16 protein-coding genes are annotated in these 21,142 nt (G+C 65.1%); 12 read left to right on the top strand and 4 right to left on the bottom strand.

Annotated elements, in window-relative coordinates; genetic code table 11:
• Positions 1–70: 70 nt before the first annotated feature.
• A complete protein-coding gene (locus tag B7E02_RS09230) occupies positions 71–1,093 on the top strand; it encodes a DoxX family protein (protein WP_080795274.1) in 1,023 nt (340 codons plus the stop codon).
• A 68-nt stretch (positions 1,094–1,161) separates the two neighbouring features.
• Here B7E02_RS09230 and ilvD read toward each other — a convergent pair whose 3' ends face one another.
• The 3 genes from ilvD to B7E02_RS09215 all read right to left on the bottom strand — a co-directional run bounded on the left by ilvD (position 1,162) and on the right by B7E02_RS09215 (position 5,359).
• The gene (gene ilvD, locus B7E02_RS09225) at positions 1,162–3,003 is read right to left on the bottom strand and encodes a dihydroxy-acid dehydratase (RefSeq protein ID WP_080795271.1); all 1,842 of its coding nucleotides are present in this window, start codon (positions 3,001–3,003) and stop codon (positions 1,162–1,164) included.
• 118 nt (positions 3,004–3,121) lie between these two features.
• A complete protein-coding gene (locus B7E02_RS09220; protein ID WP_080795269.1) occupies positions 3,122–3,721 on the bottom strand; it encodes a PH domain-containing protein in 600 nt (199 codons plus the stop codon).
• A gap of 39 nt (positions 3,722–3,760) precedes the next feature.
• On the bottom strand, positions 3,761–5,359 hold the full coding sequence (locus tag B7E02_RS09215; RefSeq protein ID WP_143336720.1) for a mechanosensitive ion channel family protein: 1,599 nt from the start codon (positions 5,357–5,359) through the stop codon (positions 3,761–3,763).
• A 422-nt stretch (positions 5,360–5,781) separates the two neighbouring features.
• On the opposite strand from B7E02_RS09215, the gene B7E02_RS09210 reads away from it, so the two are divergent.
• The 7 genes from B7E02_RS09210 (at position 5,782) to serA (ending at position 15,858) form a co-directional block, all read left to right on the top strand.
• The gene (locus tag B7E02_RS09210; RefSeq protein ID WP_080795266.1) at positions 5,782–7,653 is read left to right on the top strand and encodes an acetolactate synthase large subunit; all 1,872 of its coding nucleotides are present in this window, start codon (positions 5,782–5,784) and stop codon (positions 7,651–7,653) included.
• Between the two features lie 9 nt (positions 7,654–7,662).
• Complete coding sequence (gene ilvN, locus B7E02_RS09205) at positions 7,663–8,181, top strand: acetolactate synthase small subunit (RefSeq protein ID WP_080795260.1); 519 nt, start codon at positions 7,663–7,665, stop codon at positions 8,179–8,181.
• A 142-nt stretch (positions 8,182–8,323) separates the two neighbouring features.
• The gene (ilvC, locus tag B7E02_RS09200) at positions 8,324–9,337 is read left to right on the top strand and encodes a ketol-acid reductoisomerase (protein ID WP_080795257.1); all 1,014 of its coding nucleotides are present in this window, start codon (positions 8,324–8,326) and stop codon (positions 9,335–9,337) included.
• Between the two features lie 139 nt (positions 9,338–9,476).
• Complete coding sequence (locus tag B7E02_RS09195) at positions 9,477–10,421, top strand: cation diffusion facilitator family transporter (protein WP_080795254.1); 945 nt, start codon at positions 9,477–9,479, stop codon at positions 10,419–10,421.
• Positions 10,422–10,436: 15 nt separating this feature from the next.
• A complete protein-coding gene (locus tag B7E02_RS09190; RefSeq protein ID WP_080795251.1) occupies positions 10,437–12,266 on the top strand; it encodes a GmrSD restriction endonuclease domain-containing protein in 1,830 nt (609 codons plus the stop codon).
• Between the two features lie 57 nt (positions 12,267–12,323).
• Positions 12,324–14,042, top strand: a complete 1,719-nt coding sequence (locus B7E02_RS09185; protein WP_080795248.1) for a hypothetical protein — start codon at positions 12,324–12,326, stop codon at positions 14,040–14,042.
• 223 nt (positions 14,043–14,265) lie between these two features.
• Positions 14,266–15,858 (top strand): phosphoglycerate dehydrogenase, encoded by a 1,593-nt coding sequence (gene serA / locus B7E02_RS09180; RefSeq protein ID WP_080795245.1) that lies wholly within the window; start codon positions 14,266–14,268, stop codon positions 15,856–15,858.
• Between the two features lie 71 nt (positions 15,859–15,929).
• Here serA and B7E02_RS09175 read toward each other — a convergent pair whose 3' ends face one another.
• On the bottom strand, positions 15,930–16,898 hold the full coding sequence (locus tag B7E02_RS09175; protein WP_080795242.1) for an AraC-like ligand-binding domain-containing protein: 969 nt from the start codon (positions 16,896–16,898) through the stop codon (positions 15,930–15,932).
• A gap of 395 nt (positions 16,899–17,293) precedes the next feature.
• Between B7E02_RS09175 and B7E02_RS14680 the strand changes: the two genes are divergently transcribed.
• The 4 genes from B7E02_RS14680 to B7E02_RS09155 all read left to right on the top strand — a co-directional run bounded on the left by B7E02_RS14680 (position 17,294) and on the right by B7E02_RS09155 (position 21,108).
• Positions 17,294–17,899, top strand: a complete 606-nt coding sequence (locus tag B7E02_RS14680; RefSeq protein ID WP_245802238.1) for a VOC family protein — start codon at positions 17,294–17,296, stop codon at positions 17,897–17,899.
• Between the two features lie 359 nt (positions 17,900–18,258).
• The gene (locus tag B7E02_RS09165; protein WP_080795240.1) at positions 18,259–18,909 is read left to right on the top strand and encodes an alpha/beta hydrolase; all 651 of its coding nucleotides are present in this window, start codon (positions 18,259–18,261) and stop codon (positions 18,907–18,909) included.
• Complete coding sequence (locus B7E02_RS09160) at positions 18,906–20,021, top strand: iron-containing alcohol dehydrogenase (protein WP_080795236.1); 1,116 nt, start codon at positions 18,906–18,908, stop codon at positions 20,019–20,021. Before B7E02_RS09165 ends, B7E02_RS09160 begins: the two co-directional genes overlap by 4 nt.
• A gap of 67 nt (positions 20,022–20,088) precedes the next feature.
• Positions 20,089–21,108 carry a 3-isopropylmalate dehydrogenase gene (locus B7E02_RS09155; RefSeq protein ID WP_080795234.1) on the top strand — a complete coding sequence of 340 codons (1,020 nt, stop codon included), beginning with the start codon at positions 20,089–20,091 and terminating at the stop codon, positions 21,106–21,108.
• Positions 21,109–21,142: the final 34 nt, after the last annotated feature.

Here is a 21,142-nt window from a genome sequence, read left to right as displayed (position 1 = left end):
TTGATCACCATCGACGTACACGCCGGTTTCGGTGCAGCCCCCGCGAAGCGATCTGACATACCCTGGCAGCATGACTGACAATTCTCGCACCAACGACCCGAATCCTGAGACCACCAAGTACTCGGCAGTTCCCGGTGACGGAATCGGGAAAGCCCGCCGCGACCAGGAACCCCTGGACCTGGGGGACCCGGAGGAGGATGTCCCCACCTATGGTGGCTCGACCCCGGTTGATCCCTACGCCAGGAGCGGGCGCGCCGCACCGCAGTCGATCCAGCCCACGGGTGCCACATCCAGCGAGACGACGGCATTCGAACGCCCGGACCGCCAGGGCCTGGCCTCCGACGCCCCGACTTCCGCAGCTGATTCACAGCCGACCACGGTGGCACCGCGTCCCTTCGCCCAGTCCGAGCCGGCGCCTCCGGTGCTCCCGGCGCCACCGACGCGGTCGCTTGATCGGCCCGCCGACAATTATGCGGACACCGACTTCGCACCCGTGACCCAGGCGCCCGCGGAGACCGGAACCGGTGTCCACCCAGAGGCGGCGGTCGCGGTGCCCGACGCCCGACGTGGCACGCTCGATTTCGGAGTGCTCATCATCAGGGTGGTCATCGGCGCGTATCTGGTCGCACGGGGCGTGTTCACCTTCTTCGGACTCGGCGGATCCGACGGTCTCAACGGACTGGAAACCGACTTCGCCGGTTATCAGCTGCCCGAGGTTCTGGCGATCCTCATTCCGTCGATCGAACTCGCCGCGGGTGTGTTCCTGATCCTTGGCCTGATGACCCCGGTCGCAGCGGCCGTGGCGACGGTGGCCACCTCGTTCACGGCCCTGCACGAGATCACCATCCACGAGGGGCCCTGGGGCGATCTCAGTGAACCGGTCATCCTCGCGGTGCTGCTGACCCTGGTGGTCATCGGTCTGCAGTTCACAGGTCCGGGGCGGATCTCCCTCGATGCGGGCCGCGGGTGGGCCCGCCGCCCGCTGCTGAGCTCCTGGATCTTCGTCATCCTCGGCATCGCACTGGCCGGTGTCCTGTGGTGGTTCGGCGCCGGGGTCAATCCCGTCGGATCCGGCGTCCTGCCCCGGCCCTAGACAGACCAAGGAAAAATCCTCAACCCGCGGGTTGAGGATTTTTTCGCCGGGGACTCCGGTCACGATGGTTAATCGACCTGCCGCACGGCACCCTTGTCCGCTGAGGTGGCCATCTTGGCGTAGGCGCGAAGTGCCTTGCTCACCACACGGTTCCGGTTGACGGGCTCCCATGCCTTCTCCGAGTTTTCGATGACGGTGCGGCGACGCTGCAGCTCCTCATCGTCGACCTCGACCTGGAGCACGCGATTGTGCACGTCGATGGTGATCGTGTCGCCGTCCTGGATCAGTCCGATGACCCCGCCGTGGGCCGCCTCCGGGGAGACGTGGCCGATGGAGAGACCGGAGGAGCCGCCGGAGAAACGGCCGTCGGTGATCAGGGCGCATTTCTTGCCCAGCCCGGAACCCTTGAGGAACGCGGTGGGATGGAGCATCTCCTGCATACCGGGTCCACCTGAGGGGCCCTCATAGCGCACCACCAGGACGTCACCGGGCTGGATGGTCTTGTTGAGGATCACGGACACCGCCTCCTCCTGGCTCTCCACCACGCGCGCGGGGCCGGAGAAGTGCCACAGTGACTCGTCGATGCCTGCGGCCTTGATCACCGCGCCGTCTGGGGCGATGTTTCCGCGCAGGATCACCAGTCCGCCGTCTGCGGTGTAGGCGTGCTCAGAATCGCGGATGCACCCGGTGGCCGCATCCGTGTCGAGCTCGTCCCAGCGGTTGTCGGTGGAGAACGCCTCGGTGGTGCGGATCCCGCCCGGTGCCGCGTGGAAGAGCTCGGTCGCCTCCGCCGAGGTCTCCCCGGAACGGATATCCCAGGCCGCGAGCCAGGACTCCAGGTCGGGGGAGTGCACCGAGTGCACATCACGCCTGAGCAGTCCGGCACGGTTGAGTTCACCAAGCAGCGCGGGGATGCCGCCGGCGCGGTGAACATCCTCCATGTGGTAGTCCGAGTTCGGGGCGACCTTGGACAGGCACGGCACGCGGCGGGAGAGCTCATCGATGTCGCTGAGATCGAAATCCACCTCGCCCTCCTGCGCCGCGGCGAGAATGTGCAGGATGGTGTTCGTCGAGCCGCCCATCGCCATGTCCAGGGCCATGGCGTTTTCAAAGGCGTGCTTGGTGGCGATGCCACGCGGGAGAACGGAGGTGTCCTCCTCGCCGTAATAGCGCTCACAGAGCCTGACGACGCTCTCACCGGCCTTCTCAAACAGTGCGCGCCGTGCGGCGTGGGTGGCGAGGGTGGAACCGTTGCCGGGCAGTGAGAGACCGAGGGCCTCGGTGAGGCAGTTCATCGAATTGGCGGTGAACATGCCCGAACAGGAGCCGCAGGTCGGGCACGCCGCGGCCTCGACGGCAGCCAGACCGGCCTCGTTGACCGCACTGTTGGCCGATGCGGAAATGGCGGTGATCAGATCGGTCGGGGCGTGGGCGACACCGTCAACCACGACGGCCTTTCCGGCCTCCATCGGGCCGCCGGAGACGAACACGGTGGGGATGTTCAACCGCATCGCAGCATTGAGCATGCCGGGGGTGATCTTGTCACAATTGGAGATGCACACCATCGCGTCGGCGGTGTGGGCGTTGACCATGTATTCGACCGAATCGGCGATGATCTCGCGGCTCGGCAGCGAATAGAGCATGCCGCCGTGGCCCATGGCGATACCATCGTCGACGGCGATGGTGTTGAACTCCTTGGGAACACCGCCGGCCCTGCGCACGGCATCCGCGACGATGTCACCGACATTTTTCAGGTGGACGTGACCGGGCACGAACTGGGTGTAGGAGTTTACGATGGCCACGATCGGCTTACCGAACTCGTTTTCCCTGGTGCCGGTGGCGCGCCATAGTGCGCGGGCACCGGAGGCGTTGCGTCCGACGGTGGTGACTTTTGAACGAAGAGGAATCATGATGCGCTTTTCAAATCAGCTCTATTGAGTATCGGGTGAGGTCATCAGACTTGTAGTCTGGAAAAACAGGAGAAGGTCGCGGACCCCGGGGTAGTCGGGTCCTGGGAACATGTTCATGCTACTCGCGGGTGTCGGTGGGGTATTCAACGCCGGGCGCGGTGCCGGTATTCCCGTCCTGCCCGTCGAAGTCGATCTGCACGTCTCTGTCCAGGGCCTTCTGGCGCTCCAGGTACTCCTCCCTGGTCAGAAGGATGGAGTCTCCGTCCTCGGTGACCACCACGACCTTGCCGTCCATGGCCTGCCTGCCCTGGGTGAGGACATCGGGGATCCGGCCGTTCGAGGCGCGCTGGAGCTCGGGGAGTGAGTTGAAGGACACGCCGGGCAGTGGGATCTCGGTGCCGGAGGTTGTGCGGGCGAAGGCGCCGGCACCTTTGAAACCGATTCCGGAGAAATCCTCCCACGGCACCTCCTTGCCACCCTTGAAGGCGTAGCGGACGCGGATGCCCGAGGAATCGACGACGGTCTCAGATTTGAGCACCCAGTAGATGAACAGGGCCGGGAAGACCAGCAGCCAGAAGAGATACAGGGGTGCGGCCCCGATGACCAGGAGGGAGATCAGCCCCAGAACGACCGCGCTGAGAATGTGGGTGCGCTCCGGGTGGAACCGGACAGCTTGTTGAGCTGCTTCGGCGGCCGTGTCTTGTGGGTCTGAACTCATAGTCCCTCATAGTAGTAAAGGGGGCGGACATGTCTTAAATCAGCCGGCCGGGGTCGGCTCGGTGGTCAGCTGCTCGAGACGCGGTGCCACGGTTGCCGGTGTGCTCGTACCACTGGTGGCCGTGCGCGTGCTCTGCTCCCGGAAGGGCGTCTGCGAGGTTGTCGCCTCGCCGGTGTCCTCCTCCGGGGTGTCATTTAGTGAGCTGGTCGGTGCCCGGGTACCCGTGGTTGTCGTCGCGCTGGTCTCCGACTGCGTCGGCTCCACGCTGGTTGTGGGGATCGCGGAGGATTCGGTGGGGGTGAGCTGTTCGGAGGTGGGTGTCGGGCCGGGATTGTTGGCCTCCCAGTCCTCGCTCGGTTCGACCGCGAAGGCCTTGCAGACCAGCAGGACCATCAGCGTCAGGATCATCAGCGTGGTGCTCATCCGGACCCGGCCGCCGAGCGAGAGTACCTTCTGCCAGGGACGGAGGTGCGCATCGGAGCGGAAGACCCCCGGCCGCTCGGAGTCCTCCTTGTGCTCATTCTCCATCTCGATCGGGGTGGAGATATCGGGACGCTTGGCCTCGGCCTTCTCCGGTTTGACGGGTGCCGTGGCCAGTGTGGCCGTGGGTGCGTCCGCGTCAACTTCGGTGGCGGGTTCCACGGTCGTGGCGTCGTCAGTCTTCTTCGGCTCCTGGTGGGTCGGGGCCTCCGCGGAATGAGTGGACGGCCGCGCCGATCCGGCCCCGGAGTTGATCGATACATCGACGGGGTGATCCTCGACGTTGAGTGTGTCCACGAACATTCCGGAGGTCGTCGTCGCGGAACCGTACTCCTTCCAGAACTCGTTGATGATCTGCGTCCGGATGGCACGCTCGACCATCCAGTGGTTGCCGGCGGTGACCTGGACCAGAAAGCGCATGCTCACCATCCAGGGCATGCCGACCACCGTCGGGGGCTGGACGTCGATGGCGGGGTGGACATCAAGTTCACCGAGAATCTCGGGAGCTACGTTGTCCTGGGCCAGCGCGCGCCGCGCGGCGTCCTCCGAGCGCAGGATGACCTCGTTGATGTTGGCGGAGCCGAGCATCGGCACCGGCATGACCACCACGGCCCGCGACCAGGTGTTGGAGTTGTTGATGCATATCTTGGCTGCGGAATTGGGAATGTTGATTGTTTCCTGCGAGATCGTGCGGATCTTGGTCGCGCGCATGGTGATCTGGATGACCGTGCCCTCGACGTCGACGCCGCTGCCCTCGAAGCGGACCCAGTCGCCGACACCGAACTGCTTCTCCGTGAGGATGAAGAACCCGGCGAGGAAATCGGCGATGATCGACTGTGCGCCGAAACCGATGGCGGCCGATGCGACGGTGGCGGGTATGGCCGCGCCGGCCAGGGAGAACCCGACCTGTTGCAGGGCCAGGACCGTGAGAATGAAGAACGCGATGATCTGCACGATGTAGACGCCGACACCGGCGAAGGCGAGCTGGTTCTTGCCCTCCTCGGCGTCGCCGGAGTTTTCCACGCGTTGGCGGACGATTCTCACCGCGAGTCTGCCGACCCGGGGGACAAGCAGTGCGATCACCAGGATGATGGCCAGGTTGAGACCGGTGGTCTCGATCCAGCTCCACAGGGTGCTGATGATGAAACTTAATGCCATGCCTTCAGGTTAGACCCATGTGGTGCGGAAGCGCTGGGTGAAGTCTGGCAAGGCGGTGAGTCGGGGACGGCGAGTGTTTTTGAGACGGAATGGGGTGCATCGTCTCAAAAAATTAACCCCGAGGGGGGAGTGTCGGTGACCTGAGTAGGTGGTTGGCGGGCCTGTGTGTAGCATTACATGACATGACCATTCTTCGACTTGTACTCGTACCCACGCGGCGCCTGCCGTAGCGGCCTTACAAGTCGTCTCGTCAAGCGCCCTCGACAGCACCCACCACAGTGCTGATTCGAGGGCTTTCTCATTGGCTGCACATCATCAGCGGCCGGTGGGGCACCAGACATCTGTCGCACAGCGTGAACACGCACCCGCGTCGGAACAATTCAATGTGTTAAGTCCCCTTAGTGAAAAGGAGTCAGATAATCGTGAACGTGGCCGCTTCTCAACAGCCCACTCCATCCACGGTTGCCAGCCGTGGCCGCTCTAGCGCGCCCGAGCGCATGACCGGGGCCCAGGCAATTGTCCGCTCGCTCGAGGAACTCAACGCCGACGTGGTGTTCGGCATTCCCGGCGGTGCCGTGCTTCCGGTGTACGATCCGCTCTACTCCTCGACGAAGGTCCGTCACGTGCTGGTGCGGCACGAGCAGGGTGCCGGCCATGCCGCCACCGGATACGCCCAGGTCACGGGCAAGGTCGGAGTGTGCATCGCCACCTCCGGTCCCGGTGCGACCAACCTGGTCACCCCCATCGCCGACGCCCACCTCGATTCGGTCCCGGTGGTGGCCATCACCGGCCAGGTCGGCAGCAAGCTGCTGGGCACCGATGCCTTCCAGGAGGCCGATATCCGCGGTATCACCATGCCGGTGACCAAGCACAACTTCATGGTCACCCACCCCGAGGACATTCCGCAGGCACTGGCCGAGGCCTTCCACCTCGCCCTGACCGGGCGCCCGGGTCCGGTGCTCGTGGACATCCCCAAGGACGTGCAGAACGCCGAGCTGGACTTCATCTGGCCGCCGAAGATCGATCTTCCGGGCTACCGTCCGGTCACCGCACCCCACGCCAGGCAGATCGAACAGGCGGTGAAACTGATCGGTGAGGCGAAGAAGCCGGTGCTCTACATCGGCGGCGGCGTGATCAAGGCCGATGCCCACCGCGAGCTGCTTGAATTCGCCGAATACACGGGAATCCCGGTCGTGACCACACTCATGGCACTCGGCGCCTTCCCGGAGTCACATGAGCTGCACATGGGAATGCCCGGCATGCACGGCACAGTCGCCGCCGTCGGGGCTCTGCAGCGATCAGATCTGTTGATCACCATCGGGGCGCGCTTCGATGACCGTGTCACCGGCGAGGTTGACAGCTTCGCCCCGGAGGCCAAGATCATCCACGCCGATGTCGATCCCGCGGAGATCGGGAAGATCAAACAGGTCGACGTCCCCATCGTCGGGGATGCCAGGGAGGTGCTGACCCAGTTGATCGCCACGGTGAAGAACAGGAAGAACCCTACAGGCGACATCTCCCCCTGGGTCGACTACCTCAAGTCGCTGCGGGATCGCTTCCCGCGGGGATACGACAAGCAGGCGGACGGGGCACTGTCCCCGCAGTTCGTCATCGAGACCCTCTCCAGGGAGGTCGGTCCGGACGCCATCTACGTCGCCGGCGTCGGGCAGCACCAGATGTGGGCCGCGCAGTTCCTCGACTTTGAGAAGCCGCGCACCTGGCTGAACTCCGGCGGTCTGGGCACCATGGGCTACGCCGTCCCCGCGGCACTGGGTGCCAAGGCGGGAGCGCCGGACAAGGAGGTCTGGGCCATCGACGGTGACGGATGCTTCCAGATGACCAACCAGGAGCTGACCACCTCCGCGGTGGAGGGGCTTCCCATCAAGGTCGCCCTGATCAACAACGGAAATCTCGGGATGGTGCGCCAGTGGCAGACCCTGTTCTACGGGGGCCGCTACTCCAACACCAAGCTGCGCGACCAGGGATCCTATGTTCCGGATTTCGTCCGGCTCTCCGAGGGACTCGGCTGCGTCGCCATCCGTGTCACCAGCGAGGAGGAGGTGCTTCCCGCCATCCAGAGGGCGAGGGAGATCAATGACCGTCCCGTGGTCATCGATTTCATCGTCGGTGAGGATGCGCAGGTGTGGCCGATGGTGTCCGCGGGTTCATCCAACTCGGACATCCAGTACGCGATCGGGCTGCGTCCCTTCTTCGATGAGGAGGAGTCCGCAGCGGAGGACCCCGCAGACATCCATGAACTGCTCGAAGAGCACAACACGACACACGGAGCTTAAGGAGACCCGATGGCCACCCATGAAATCATCCGTCACACCCTGTCCGTTCTGGTGCAGGACACCGAAGGCATCATCTCCCGAGTATCGGGAATGTTCACCCGACGCGCCTTCAACCTCGTCTCACTCGTTTCTGCTAAAACTGAGACAGACGGCATCAACCGCATTACCGTTGTCGTGGACGCAGACGAGCTCGCCATCGAGCAGATCACCAAACAGCTCAACAAGCTGATCCCGGTGCTCAAGGTCGTGCGTCTTGAAGGCGAAACCACCATCGCTCGCGCAATCATGCTGGTGAAGGTGTCCGCGGACAGCACCAATCGTCCGCAGATCGTCGACGCCGCGAACATCTTTCGGGCCCGGGTTGTCGATGTGGCCCCTGATTCGGTGGTCATCGAGGCAACCGGTACCCCGGGCAAGCTCCGTGCCCTCCTGGACGTCCTGGAACCCTTCGGCGTCAGGGAGCTGATCGAGTCCGGGCAGATCGCGCTCAACCGCGGCCCGAAGACGATGGCTCCGAGCAGGAACTAGGGCCTTCGCCGGGTGACCGAGCAAACAGCTGGCGTCACCGGGCGTGTGGTACAACATTTACGTAGCACTTTGCAGGACGAACCTATTCGGGTCGGCCGCTCATGCACTCAGAAACTTTCTATGAAAGGCGAGATTCTCTCCAATGGCTATTGAACTGCTTTACGACGCTGACGCTGACCTCTCCATCATCCAGGGACGCAAGGTCGCCATCATCGGCTACGGCTCACAGGGCCACGCCCACGCCCAGTGCCTGCGCGATTCCGGTGTCGAGGTCGTCATCGGTCTGCGCGAGGGCTCCAAATCCGCAGACAAGGCCAGGGAAGCCGGCTTCGAGGTCAAGTCCAACGCCGACGCATCCGCATGGGCCGACCTGATCATGCTGCTCGCCCCCGACACCTCACAGGCGTCGATCTTCACCAATGACATTGAGCCCAACCTCAATGACGGCGACGCACTGTTCTTCGGCCACGGTCTGAACATCCACTTCGATCTCATCAAGCCCGCCGCCAACATCGTTGTCGGAATGGTCGCCCCCAAGGGCCCCGGCCACCTGGTGCGTCGTCAGTTCATCGACGGCAAGGGCGTTCCCTGCCTCATCGCGGTCGATCAGGACCCGAAGGGTGACGGCAAGGCTCTCGCCCTGTCATACGCGGCGGCAATCGGTGGCGCCCGTGCTGGCGTCATCCCCACCACCTTCAAGGAGGAGACCGAGACCGATCTCTTCGGCGAGCAGGCAGTGCTCTGCGGTGGCCTCGAGTTCCTGATCATGAACGGCTTCGAGGTTCTCACCGAGGCCGGCTACGCACCGGAGATGGCCTACTTCGAGGTTCTGCACGAGATGAAGCTGATCGTCGACCTCATCTGGGAGGGCGGCATCCCGAACATGAACTACTCGATCTCGGACACCGCCGAGTTCGGTGGCTACATCTCGGGTCCGCGCATCATCGATGCGGGAACCAAGGACCGGATGCGCGATGTCCTCACCGACATCCAGGACGGAACCTTCGTCAAGCGTCTGATCGCCAACGTCGAGGGTGGCAACAAGGAGCTCGAGGGGCTGCGCGCCAAGGTTGCCGAGCACCCCATCGAGGAGACCGGCGCCAAGCTGCGCGACCTGATGAGCTGGGTCAAGAACCCGCTCGATGAAACCGCCTAGTTTCACCGCCTGAGACCTCAAGGCATCCGCCATGCTCGTGCACGTGCATGGCGGTTTTTTTACCTACATGTCCAGAATCACAGGACAAGCGTTTTCATTAAGCTTTCAATAAGTCTCCACCTGTGGCAGAGTTACCTGTATGGACACCCACGATCATGAACACGAGCACGGTCACGGTCACTCACATGCGCACGGTGAGTTGGGCCATTCCCACGCCCCGAACTCGCTGAGGGCGCTGCTGTTCGTGATCGGACTGACCGCCACCATCTTCTTCGCCGAACTGATCGCCGGTCTGGTCTCCGGGTCGCTGGCCCTGCTCGCGGATGCCATGCACATGCTCTCCGATTCCACCGGGCTGATCATCGCCGCGGTGGCCATGCTCATCGGGCGGAGGGCGGCGACCGCCCGCGCCACCTACGGCTTCACGCGGGTCGAGGTGCTGGCGGCCATGTCGAATGCGATCGTGGTGGGTGCGCTCTCGGTCTGGATCGTGGTGGAGGCCTTCATGCGCCTGGGCTCCGATGTGGAGATCGAAACCGGACTGATGCTCGTGGTCGCCGTCATCGGGCTGGTGGCCAACGCCATCTCGGCCTATATTCTGGTGCGAAACCAGGACGGTAACATCAACATGCGCGGCGCACTGCTGCACGTGATCAGCGACATGCTTGGTTCGGTGGCCGTGATCATCGCAGGACTCGTCATCCGCTACACCGGGTGGACCGTCGCGGACACGGTGGCATCGGTGGTCATCGCAGCGATCATCATCCCGCGCGCGGTGGGTCTGCTCAGGGATGCCCTCAACATCCTCCTCGAACGCGTTCCGCCCGAGGTCTCCCCGGAGGTTGTGGAGCGGGTGCTGCGGTCGATCCCGGGGGTCAGGGATGTCCATGATCTGCACATCTGGACCATTGACGGCAGGCGGATGCTAGCCACCTGCCACCTGGTGGTCAACACCGACGCCGCGGAGGCCTTCAGCTGCGGGATTCTCGACCGCGCGGAGACTGAACTGACGAATCTGGGTATCGGACACTCGACCGTCCAGCTGGAGACCGGCGAACACAGCGGTCACGAAACTGTGTGCTGATATAGAGTAAGGGCCATGGGGTTCTCCACGCCGAGCTACGCACTAGATGATCTTTTCGCCCGAATCGACAGGGGAGATCTGCAGCTTCCCGATTTCCAGCGCGACTACGCCTGGGATCTCGACCGCATCCGCGGCCTGATCGTCACCGTGCTGCGCGGTTTCCCTATCGGTGTCCTGATGGCACTTGACACCCGCGGCGAGGAGGTCCGGTTCCGGCCCCGCCCGATCCAGGGGGCACCGGATACCGGCAACGAACCCGGCCTGCTGCTTCTCGACGGCCAACAGAGGCTGACCACGCTGTACCACTGCCTGCGCGGCGAGGGGTACGTGGACACCGTCGATTTCCGGCACAAGAAGATCCGCCGGAAGTTCTACGTCGACGTGGCCAAGGCCGTGGACTCTGCGATCATGCCCGACGAGGCCGTTTTCTCCGTGGATGAGGAGGGGCAGGTGAAGTCGCATTTCGGTCCCCGGATCGACGGTGGCGTCCGGGATCTGCAGCAGGCCCTGGAGGCGGGGTGCATACCGGTGTCCCTCCTGCTCGGCGATGAGGGCACGGACATCCTCTTCGATCTCGCCGAATCCGCGGGGGCAGATGCCAGGGAGCACGCAAAGAGGTTCCACAGCCAGGTCGGCAGGGCGTTGCTGAGCTACGCCATCCCGATGATCCGTCTCGACAGGGAGACCGCCAAGGGCGGTGTCGGTTCCATCTTCGCCCAGGCGAACACCTCCGGACTCCAGATGGACGTCTTTGACCTGCTCACAGCCGTCTTCGCCGCCGATGAACAGGCGGATCGGGAGTTTTCGCTCCGCGATGACTGGGAGAGCACCCAGGAGCTCCTGCGCGAGCACAGGGCGTTGGACGGTATCGGGCGCACCGAGTTTCTCACCGCCGTCTCCCTGCTGGTCACCTCGCGGCGGGGCAGGGCGGTGGGGCACCGCGAGGACATCCTCAACCTCACCCTGTCGGAATATATCCCGGCCGCGGAGGAGATCCGCGCCGGTTTCGTCGAGGCCGCCGAGTTCCTCCGCCAGCGCTGCATCCTCAGTGTTGATCAGGTGCCCTACACCGCCCAGATCGTCCCGCTCGCGGTCATCCTCTCCCTGCTCTCCCAGGAGGATCTGGCCAACACCCGGGCCTGGGACCGGCTGAACGCCTGGTTCTGGAGCGGGGTCCTCGGTGAGCTCTACGGATCCCCCGCGGTGATCGCCCGCTCGGGCCGGGACACCGATCAGGTCACCGCGTGGATCCGCTCTGCCGATGACCCCGAGGATGCCGCTCCCGAGCCCAAAACCGTCCGCGATACCGTTTTCCATGAATCGCGTCTGCTCAGCGCGGGTCCCGACACCGGGGTGTGGAAGGGGATCTTCGCCCTGCTCATGGGTCGGGGCGCACGGGACTGGCGTACCGGTCGGCAGTTCGACCGCTGGACCTTCGACGAGCTCGGGGTGAACTTCCACCAGATCTTCCCCGCCAAATGGTGCGCGGAACGGGGAGTGGACAAGGTGCTGGCCGACAGCGTGCTCAACCGCACACCGATGGGGCGGCGGACCGAGGTCGTCATCGGCGACACCCCGCCGAGCCGCTACCTGGCCAGGGTGCAATCCAAATCGCTGATGGGCGATGAGGAATTCGATCAGATGCTGACCACCCATCTGCTGCGCGCCGAGGATCTGCATTCCTCGGACACCGCGGCGTTTTTCTCCGACCGGCGTTCCCGTTTCCTCCAGATGATCCAGGAGGCCATCGGCAAACCCGTGGTCAGGGATGTGGATGAGAACCACCTCTCGGGGGGCGCGGATGGTCCGGATGCCTTCGTGGACACCCCGGGCGAAGGTGACTAGGGCGTCGTATATCATCGGCCCGGTACATCATTTTCCTGAGAGAAGGGCCGAAGTTTTTTGCGATTCCCCAAGCGCACCGCCTCCACGATCGTGTCCCTGGCACTGGTCTGGGGGTTGGCCTCATGCAGCTCCGGAGCGGATCAGGAAACCGGGGTGACCGAGGAGAGCACCACAGGCACCACCGAGGAGGACACCCCCGCCGATCCCCTGCGGCAGGCGCGGACCGCGAATCTGAGTACGGCGGTGTCGGAGAACTTCCCCGCCACACCCACCGTCGTGGCGGATCCGGGCTTCTCCGGGGTGGATGCCAGCAGACTGTTCTTTGACAGGTCCGACACCGTGGTCGTGGCCGGACCGGGTGTCGCGGAGGAGCTTCGGGCCGCATCGATCGCAATCGCCTCCCATTCGCCCGTGCTGCATGCCACCCCGGAGACCGAGGCCGCGGTCAAAGGCGAGATCGCCAGGCTGGAGGCGAGCCACGTCCTGGTCGTCGGCGAGGCCCTCGGCGATGTCGATTCCGGCGAGATCAACGTCATCAGGGATCCGGGCACGCAGGAGGCATTGGCGCAACTGACCGCCCGGCAGTTTGAGGTGCGCACCGTTGACTCCGCCTCCGAGGTTGTCCGCGACATCGCGGCCGTGGACCCGGAGGCCCAGGTTCTGCTTGTGCCCTCCTGGACATCGGTGCCGGAGAAGTCCGACTCCGACAAGCTTCCGGCGTTTCCCGCCCAGAGCAACCGCGACGCCGAAATGGCGCCGGTGGTGGTCGCGGCTCCGGAATCCGGCATCTCCGCGGTGGCCACGGCACGCGCCTACGGGGCGGATGTACGCTACATGACCTATCCCGATCCGCGACTGAACCTCGAGCAGATGAAGATGGTCGCCGGGCTGGCGGATCAGCCACTGGTGGCGCTGGGTGAGCAGTTCGGAAGCGCGGCGGAACTGTCGGCGAAGATCAGGCGCGGGGAGACCGTGACCACGGAGCTGCCCGGCGGTGGCGGACTGGTGTTCCCAGGGCGGAGAATGGTCGCCCTCTACGGGCACCCCTCCGGTCCCGCCCTCGGCGCGATGGGGGAGCAGCCACCCGCGGAGGCGGTCGCACGCGTCCGGGAGCTGTCGGAGCAGTACCAGCCATTCTCCGATCAACCGGTGATTCCCGCATTCGAGGTGATAGCCACCGTCGCCTCGGAGTTCCCTGGCGATGACGGGAACTACTCCAATGAATCCGCGCCCGGGGACCTGGCACCCTACATTGATGCGATCACGGACGCCGGCGGCTACGCCGTCATCGATCTCCAGCCTGGTCGGGGGAGTTTTCTCGAGCAGGCGAAGATCTACGCGGACCTGCTGAAGAGACCCAATGTCGGACTCGCCCTGGACCCGGAGTGGAAGATCGGCGAGGGGGAGCTGCCGATGAGCAGGGTCGGTTCCGCCGACGCCTCCGAGATCAACGAGGTCGCCGATTGGCTGGCGGCACTGACCAGGGACAACGGGCTCCCGCAGAAGGCGCTGATCCTTCACCAGTTCCAGGCGCAGATGCTGGTCAATCGTGAGGCTATCAACACCGATCACATCGAACTGGCCTTCGTGCTGCACGCGGACGGGCACGGAACCCCGGAGGACAAGTTCGAGACCTGGAACATGCTCCGGGAGAACCTGTCCCGGGACTACTTCATGGCGTGGAAGAACTTCCACGATGAGGATTTCCCGATGTTCACCCCGGAGCAGACCCTGTCCCGCGTGGTCCCGACTCCCTGGTTCGTCTCCTACCAGTGACCCCCGTGGACACGGTGGCGGGTGGCGGACCGGGGCGTCGTCACGTTTTATTCACCTTTGGGGGTGCGGGAAACCGCACACTTTGGAACTTAGGTACTCGAATACAAAAGGCAGGGTTTACACTGTTTCCTAGTCGCACGCCACCTCCCGGTGTGGACACGTTTGCATCCGACGCGGTCGTGCCGGTTGCAGGCGGACAATCTAGTACTTCCAGGAGTATCTTGTGAGCCAGAATGGCCGTCCGGTAGTTCTCATCGCCGACAAGCTCGCGCAGTCCACAGTGGATGCGCTCGGAGACGCAGTTGAGGTCCGCTGGGTCGATGGACCCAACCGCCCCGAGCTGCTCGAAGCAGTCAGGGAGGCTGACGCCCTGCTCGTGCGTTCAGCCACCACCGTTGATGCGGATGTCATCGCCGCAGCGCCCAACCTGAAGATCATCGGCCGGGCGGGCGTCGGCCTGGACAACGTCGACATCCCCGCCGCCACCGAGGCCGGAGTGATGGTTGCCAACGCGCCCACCTCCAACATCCACTCGGCCTGCGAGCACGCCATCTCCCTGCTCCTGTCCGCCGCCAGGCAGATTCCCGCCGCCGACGCCACCCTGCGCCACGCGGAGTGGAAGCGTTCCTCCTTCACCGGTGTGGAGGTGTTCGGCAAGACCATCGGAATCGTGGGCTTCGGCCACATCGGTCAGCTCTTCGCACAGCGTCTGGCCGCATTCGAGACCACCGTCATCGCCTATGACCCCTACGCCAACCCGGCGCGGGCGGCGCAGCTAGATGTCGAGCTCGTGGATCTCGATGAACTGATGCAGCGTTCGGATTTTGTCACCATCCACCTGCCCAAGACCAAGGAAACCGCCGGCATGTTTGACGCCGAGCTGCTCGCCAGGGCCAAGAAGGGGCAGATCATCATCAACGCCGCCCGCGGTGGCCTGGTCGACGAGCAGGCGCTTGCCGACGCCATCGAGGCCGGTCACATCCGCGGCGCCGGCTTCGACGTCTACGCCAGCGAGCCGTGCACAGACTCCCCGCTGTTCAAGCTTCCGCAGGTGGTTGTCACCCCGCACCTGGGTGCCTCCACCGTCGAGGCGCAGGATCGCGCCGGAACCGATGTTGCGGACTCCGTGCTCAAGGCACTGGCCGGCGAGTTCGTCGCGGATGCCGTCAACGTCTCCGGCGGCAGGGTCGGCGAGGAGGTCGCCGTCTGGCTGGATCTCGCCCGTAAGCTCGGTCTGCTCGCCGGCAGGCTTGTCGACGCCGCACCCGTGGCCATCGAGGTCGAGGCACGCGGTGAGCTGTCCACCGAGGACGTCTCCGCCCTGGGACTCTCCGCCGTTCGCGGACTGTTCTCCGGCATCATCGAAGAGCCCGTCACCTTCGTCAACGCCCCCCGTATCGCCGAGGAGCGGGGACTGGACATCACCGTCAAGACGAGCTCCGAATCGGTCACCCACCGTTCCGTCCTCGAGGTCAAGGTCATCGCCGGTGACGGTCAGTCCGCCACTGTGGTCGGTGCACTGACCGGCCTCGAGCGCGTGGAGAAGATCACCCGCATCAACGGCCGCGGCCTGGATATGCGGGCGGCCGGACGCAACCTCTTCCTGCAGTACACCGACGCACCGGGTGCCCTGGGCCTTGTGGGCACCAAGCTGGGCGCGGCGGGCATCAACATCGAGGCCGCGGCGCTGAGCCAGGCCGAGAAGGGCGACGGCGCGATTCTGATTCTCCGCGTCGAATCCGAGGTCCCCGACGCCCTGGTCGAGGAGATCACCACGGCACTCGGCGCCACCGCCTTCCAGGTTGATCTGAGCTAGCCCGCAGGCACCACGGATCCGTATCGCACCGGTTGACCCCCGAACGTTGGAGTCAACCGGTGCTTTCCCATCTACAGCACCTCATCGCCCGGATCTCCCAGCGCCGCCCGGCGGTACTGGGTCGGGGTGCACCCCTCTACGGCCCGGAACACCTGCCCGACATAGGAGCTGTTCGTCATTCCCCATCTCCGGACCACCTGCTCGATGGAGTCGCTGGCCAGCAGCGGATCACCCAGGTCCTCCCGGATCCTCTCCAGTCTCCGGGAGCGGATGTACCGGGCCACCGTCGTGCCGGTCGACCGGAAGATCCGGTGCAGGTAGCGGGTCGAGATGAAAGCGGCCGCGGCGACCCGCGCGGGATGCAGGTCGGGATCACCCAGGTTGTCCTCGATGTAGGTCAGGCACCGCTGGGTCAGTGCGTGGGTCCCTCCGTGATCCGGTTCCGGGTGCGGGAGGCGTTCCCGGAGGAGGAGCTCCACCAGCCCGGTGATGTGGTGGGAGAGTCCGGGAAGCTGCGAGGGGTGGAGCCGTGGTGCCTCCCCGTGCAGCTCGATGAGCAGGCTTTTCAGCACACGTGCGAGTCCTTCTCCGGCATCGAAGGTGGTGGCGGCGAGTTCGTGCATCTGGTCGGGCGGGATCCTGAGTCGGCTCATCGGTATCCGCACACCCACCGAGCGGTGGTTGGGGGAACTGTCGATACGAACCGGGGCGTCCGAGGTGAACAGGTTGAAGTCCCCGGGGAGGACGTCGGTTGCGCGTCCGAACTGGGATAGGTGCAGCCGCCCCGACAATTGGAAGCACACCAGGCAGTAGGTGGTGGCCCCTGGTCGGATATCGCGGGTGCCACGTTCGGCGGAGTGCGGCCCGCAGTTGATCAGAAGGATCCGGGTATCGAGCAGCGGCAGGGAGTCGATGCCCCCGGTGAAACCACCGGCGCCCGGAAGCATGACGCTGAAGTTCAGAACATGGCGCTCCACCAGTTCCGCCCAGGCCTGTACCTCCACCTGGATCCCCGGGTCGAGGCCCGTGGGAAGACCCACCGGCCGAGGAAACAAGGGGGTGAAATTCAGGACGGGGGGCCCACCACGGCCCGCACGGCGCGTTGCCCCCGCCTGGACCCCGGGGGGGCGCAGGGGGACCGCCGGTCGGGGTGGGCGCCACGGCCAAGTCACCCCGCCACTTCTCGTCGGGTGCGGGGCCTGGCGGGGGAGAATGCGGATTCGGTTTCCTCGACCCGTGTCCTACTGCGGTGGCCGTCCACAACCGGGCAATCGACATCACAATTGATCATATGGGTGACACCATTCATATCTGTGCTCAGATTCATCACGACTGTTCCCTGTAGTGATACAGGTCTCAATAACACTAGTCCTATTGTTGTTCTAACAACAAGAGTTCCCCTTCGGGGGAACCCGGGGTACGGAAGAGAGGGATCATGACCTATCTGCTCGGTTCACACCACGTGACATTGTCGGTCGCGGGTGCGCAGGAGGACGTCGATTTTCACACCAGGGTGCTGGGGCTGCGGTTCATCAAGAAGACGGTCCTCTATGATGGCAGCGCACCGGTGTACCACCTCTACTACTCCAACGCCAACGGCGACCCCTCGAGTGTGATCACCACCTTCCCGTGGGCGCAGGCGGGGTTGTTCGGCCAGCGCGGGACCAAGCAGGCGCGTGAGGTTCTGCTCTCCGTACCTGCGGGATCCCTGGACTTCTGGGCGGACAGACTCGCATCCTTCGGGTTGGACGCCACACAGTGTGAGAGCTTCGGTGAACGCCGGGTCGCCTTCGTCCACCCGAGCGGGATCGAGTATCAGCTGGTGGGCAACGAGGGCGATACGAGGATCGGGCACACCGGCTTCGGGGTACCCCCGGAGGCCGCGATCCACGGCATTCACGGTGTGGGCATCCACGTCTATGACCCCGAACGGATGGTTCAATTCGGTACGGAGGCCTTCTTCGCCGGAGAGGAGATCATCGAGGAGGGCGACAGGGTGCGCTTCCAGGCGGGATCCGACGCGCATGGAAACTGGATCTAGCTGACCGCGAATCGCAGGGATCCGCAGGGGACCTGGCGCTACGGGGCCGGCACCTACCATCATTTCGCCTGGAATCTGGACACCCTGGACAACCAGGAACGGACCAAGTTCGACATCGAGGGGGCGGGGTACACCGACATCTCCGAGCTCAAGGACCGGACCTACTTCAAATCCCACTACGTCCGCTCACCCGGAGGGGCCCTCTTCGAGCTGGCGGTCACCCACGCCGACGGCGGCTGGGACTGCGATGAGTCACCCGAGGAACTCGGTCGGCGCTTCATGCTCCCACCGCAGTTCGAATCCGAAAGGGATGTGATCATGTCCCGTCTGGAGACGATCAGTGTGGAGACCTCCCGGACATGAGCACCCTTCTCCCGGTGGGCGCGGACAGCGGGGACGCCTCACTGGTGGTCTACGGGGTTCACGGGCGCGGGCAGTCCACGGATTTCATCGCGGACCTCGCCCGGAGGGTGGGAGGACTGGACCATCTGGGCTGGCGGATTCCCGCGGCGCCGGAGAACACCTGGTATCCCCAGGGCTTCATGAGGCCCAGACGGGACAACGAGCCCGCCCTCGGTTCCGCGCTGGCCACCGTGAAGGCCGACCTGGAGGAACTGTCACAGGTCACCGCACCCGTGGTGGTCCTCGGGTTCTCGCAGGGTGCCTGCCTGCTGGCGGAGTACCTGCTCACCGAGCAGCCGGCGGTCAGCGGTGCGATCCTGCACACCGGCGGTTTCATCGGCCCGAGAAACCGATCGTTCCTCATACGGCAGGGTGCCACCGCGTTTCCCGTTCTCCTGCTTACCGCCCGCCACGATCCCTGGGTACCGCTGTCCCGGACCCGGGAGACCGCCCGGGCGTTTGAGGAGCTCGGATGCACCGTCGATCTGGACATCTATGAGGACGCGGAACACCACATCAACGATCAGGCCGTGCGGCGGATCCGGGAGCGGCTCACCTTGCTCTCCGGCACCGCCGGCCGCCCAGCTGCCGGGGAGTCGCGACAATGACGCTTGTGTTCCATCACACCACCCATGGCCAGCAGATCCACTTCGGGGCCGGGCGTGCCGCGGAGAACCTCCGGACACAGCTCGAGAGCCTCGGGTCCCGGAGAATCCTGCTCATTGTCACCCGTAGTGCGATCGCCGCCGCGGAGGCCCTGACCGCCGGGCTGCCGGTGGCCGCCCGGATCGAAGGGGTGGCCCAGCACGTTCCCCTCCCTGATGCGCAACGGGCCAGGGCACTGGCCGTGGACACCGGTGCCGATGTCATCGTGAGCATCGGGGGCGGCTCCGCGGTGGGCCTGGCCAAGGCAATCGTCGTGGAGCACACCGTCCCGATCATCGCCGTTCCGACCACCTACGCAGCATCCGAGGGCACCGACATCTGGGCGGTGACCCGCAACGGGAGCAAAGAGATCCGACGGGACGCGAGGGTGGTTCCGGTTTCGGTCATCTACGATGCCGGGCTACTTGCGAATCTACCCGGTCCGCTGGCCGCCGATTCCGGACTCAACGGGGTCGCACACTGCATCGACACCGTCTTCGCCGGCGGCACCAGCCCCATCTCCCGGGAACTGGCGCTGGCGGGACTTCGTTCCCTGGCCGCGGGACTACCTGGAATAGCGGCCGCGGGTGGAGGCGGTGAAGCTCCCCTCGGGTCCAGGGAGTCCTGCCTCTACGGCGGGTACCTCGGCGCGGTGGCCTACTCGGGAGTGGGGCGGGCGCTGCATCATGAGATCGTCCATGTACTGGGTGGTTCCCACGGCCTCGCCCACGCCCGGACCCACGCGGTGATGCTGCCCTATGTCTCGGCCGTGTTGGCCTCCTGGGCGCCCGACTCCGCGGCGCGGATCGCGGTGGAACTGGGTGGTGGTACCGGGGTGGGCGACGGTGATCCGGCGCGGGTGTGCGTCGACAGGCTCCTTGCGCTGTGTGACCTGCTGGTCCACCCCTCCAGCCTCGCGGAACTCGGCCTGGCGCAATCGGAGCTCGGTGCCGCGGTGGCGCGGATCGTCGGTGAGGTTCCGGCGGTGTATCCGCGGCCGGTCACCGTGGAGGTGGTGGCGGACATCCTCGGCGCGGCCTTCAGCGGTGCGGATCCGCGAAGCCTGCTCGAATGACCCGCGGGCGCACCGCCGCGTGTTAGAATCGGGAAAAGTTCACCTGGTGAGAAGGGTATCCCGCATAATGAAATTGGCAGTTATTGGTGGCGACGGCATCGGCCCGGAGGTCACCGCAGAGGCGCTGAAGGTACTCGGGGCCGTCCGTGATGATATTGAGACCACCGAGTTCGACCTCGGGGCGCGGCGCTACCTGCGCAACGGCGAACTGCTCACCGATACCGATCTCGCCCAGCTGCGCGAACACGATGCGATCCTGCTCGGCGCCATCGGGGCACCCGGTTCCGTGCCCCCGGGAGTTCTCGAGCGGGGACTGCTGCTGAAGATGCGCTTCGCCCTCGACCACCACGTCAACCTCCGGCCCTCCAAGCTGTTCCCGGCCACCAGGTCGCCGCTGGCGGATCCCGGCGAGATCGACTTCGTGGTCGTGCGCGAGGGCACCGAGGGCCTCTATGTGGGCATCGGTGGTGGCCTGCGCGTGGGCACCCCGCACGAGGTCGCCTCCGAAGTGTCCCAGAACACCCGATACGGCGTCGAGCGCGTGGTCCGCGATGCCTTCGCACGCGCCATGGGACGTCGCAAGCACGTCACCCTGGTGCACAAGACGAACGTGCTCGTCCACGCCGGCGGGTTGTGGGCGCGCACCGTCAACGAGGTCGCGGCCGAGTATCCCGAGGTCACCGTCGATTACAACCATATCGACGCCGCCACGATCTACATGGTCACCGATCCCGGTCGCTACGATGTGATCGTCACCGACAACCTCTTCGGCGATATCATCACCGACCTCGCCGGGGCCGTGACCGGAGGCATCGGCCTGGCAGCCTCTGGCAACATTGACGCCACAGGCACCAACCCCTCCATGTTCGAGCCGGTGCACGGATCGGCCCCCGACATCGCAGGGAAGGGTATCGCCGATCCCACAGCCGCGATCCTGTCCGCGGCGATGCTGCTGCGGCACCTCGGCGACGAGGACAACGCCGTTCGCATCGAGGATGCCGTCGCGGCGGACGTGGCAACGCGTGGCGACGCCCCGATCCGCACCACCGACGTGGGTGACCGGATCGCCGCCGCACTGCGCGGCTGATCGATTCGGCCCCGCGGAGACGGCGGATCTCCTA

The organism is Corynebacterium pacaense, from assembly GCF_900169525.1.
GTDB lineage: Bacteria > Actinomycetota > Actinomycetes > Mycobacteriales > Mycobacteriaceae > Corynebacterium > Corynebacterium pacaense.
Note: the sequence above shows the minus strand (reverse complement) of the source record. Positions and strands in the feature narration are given on the sequence as shown.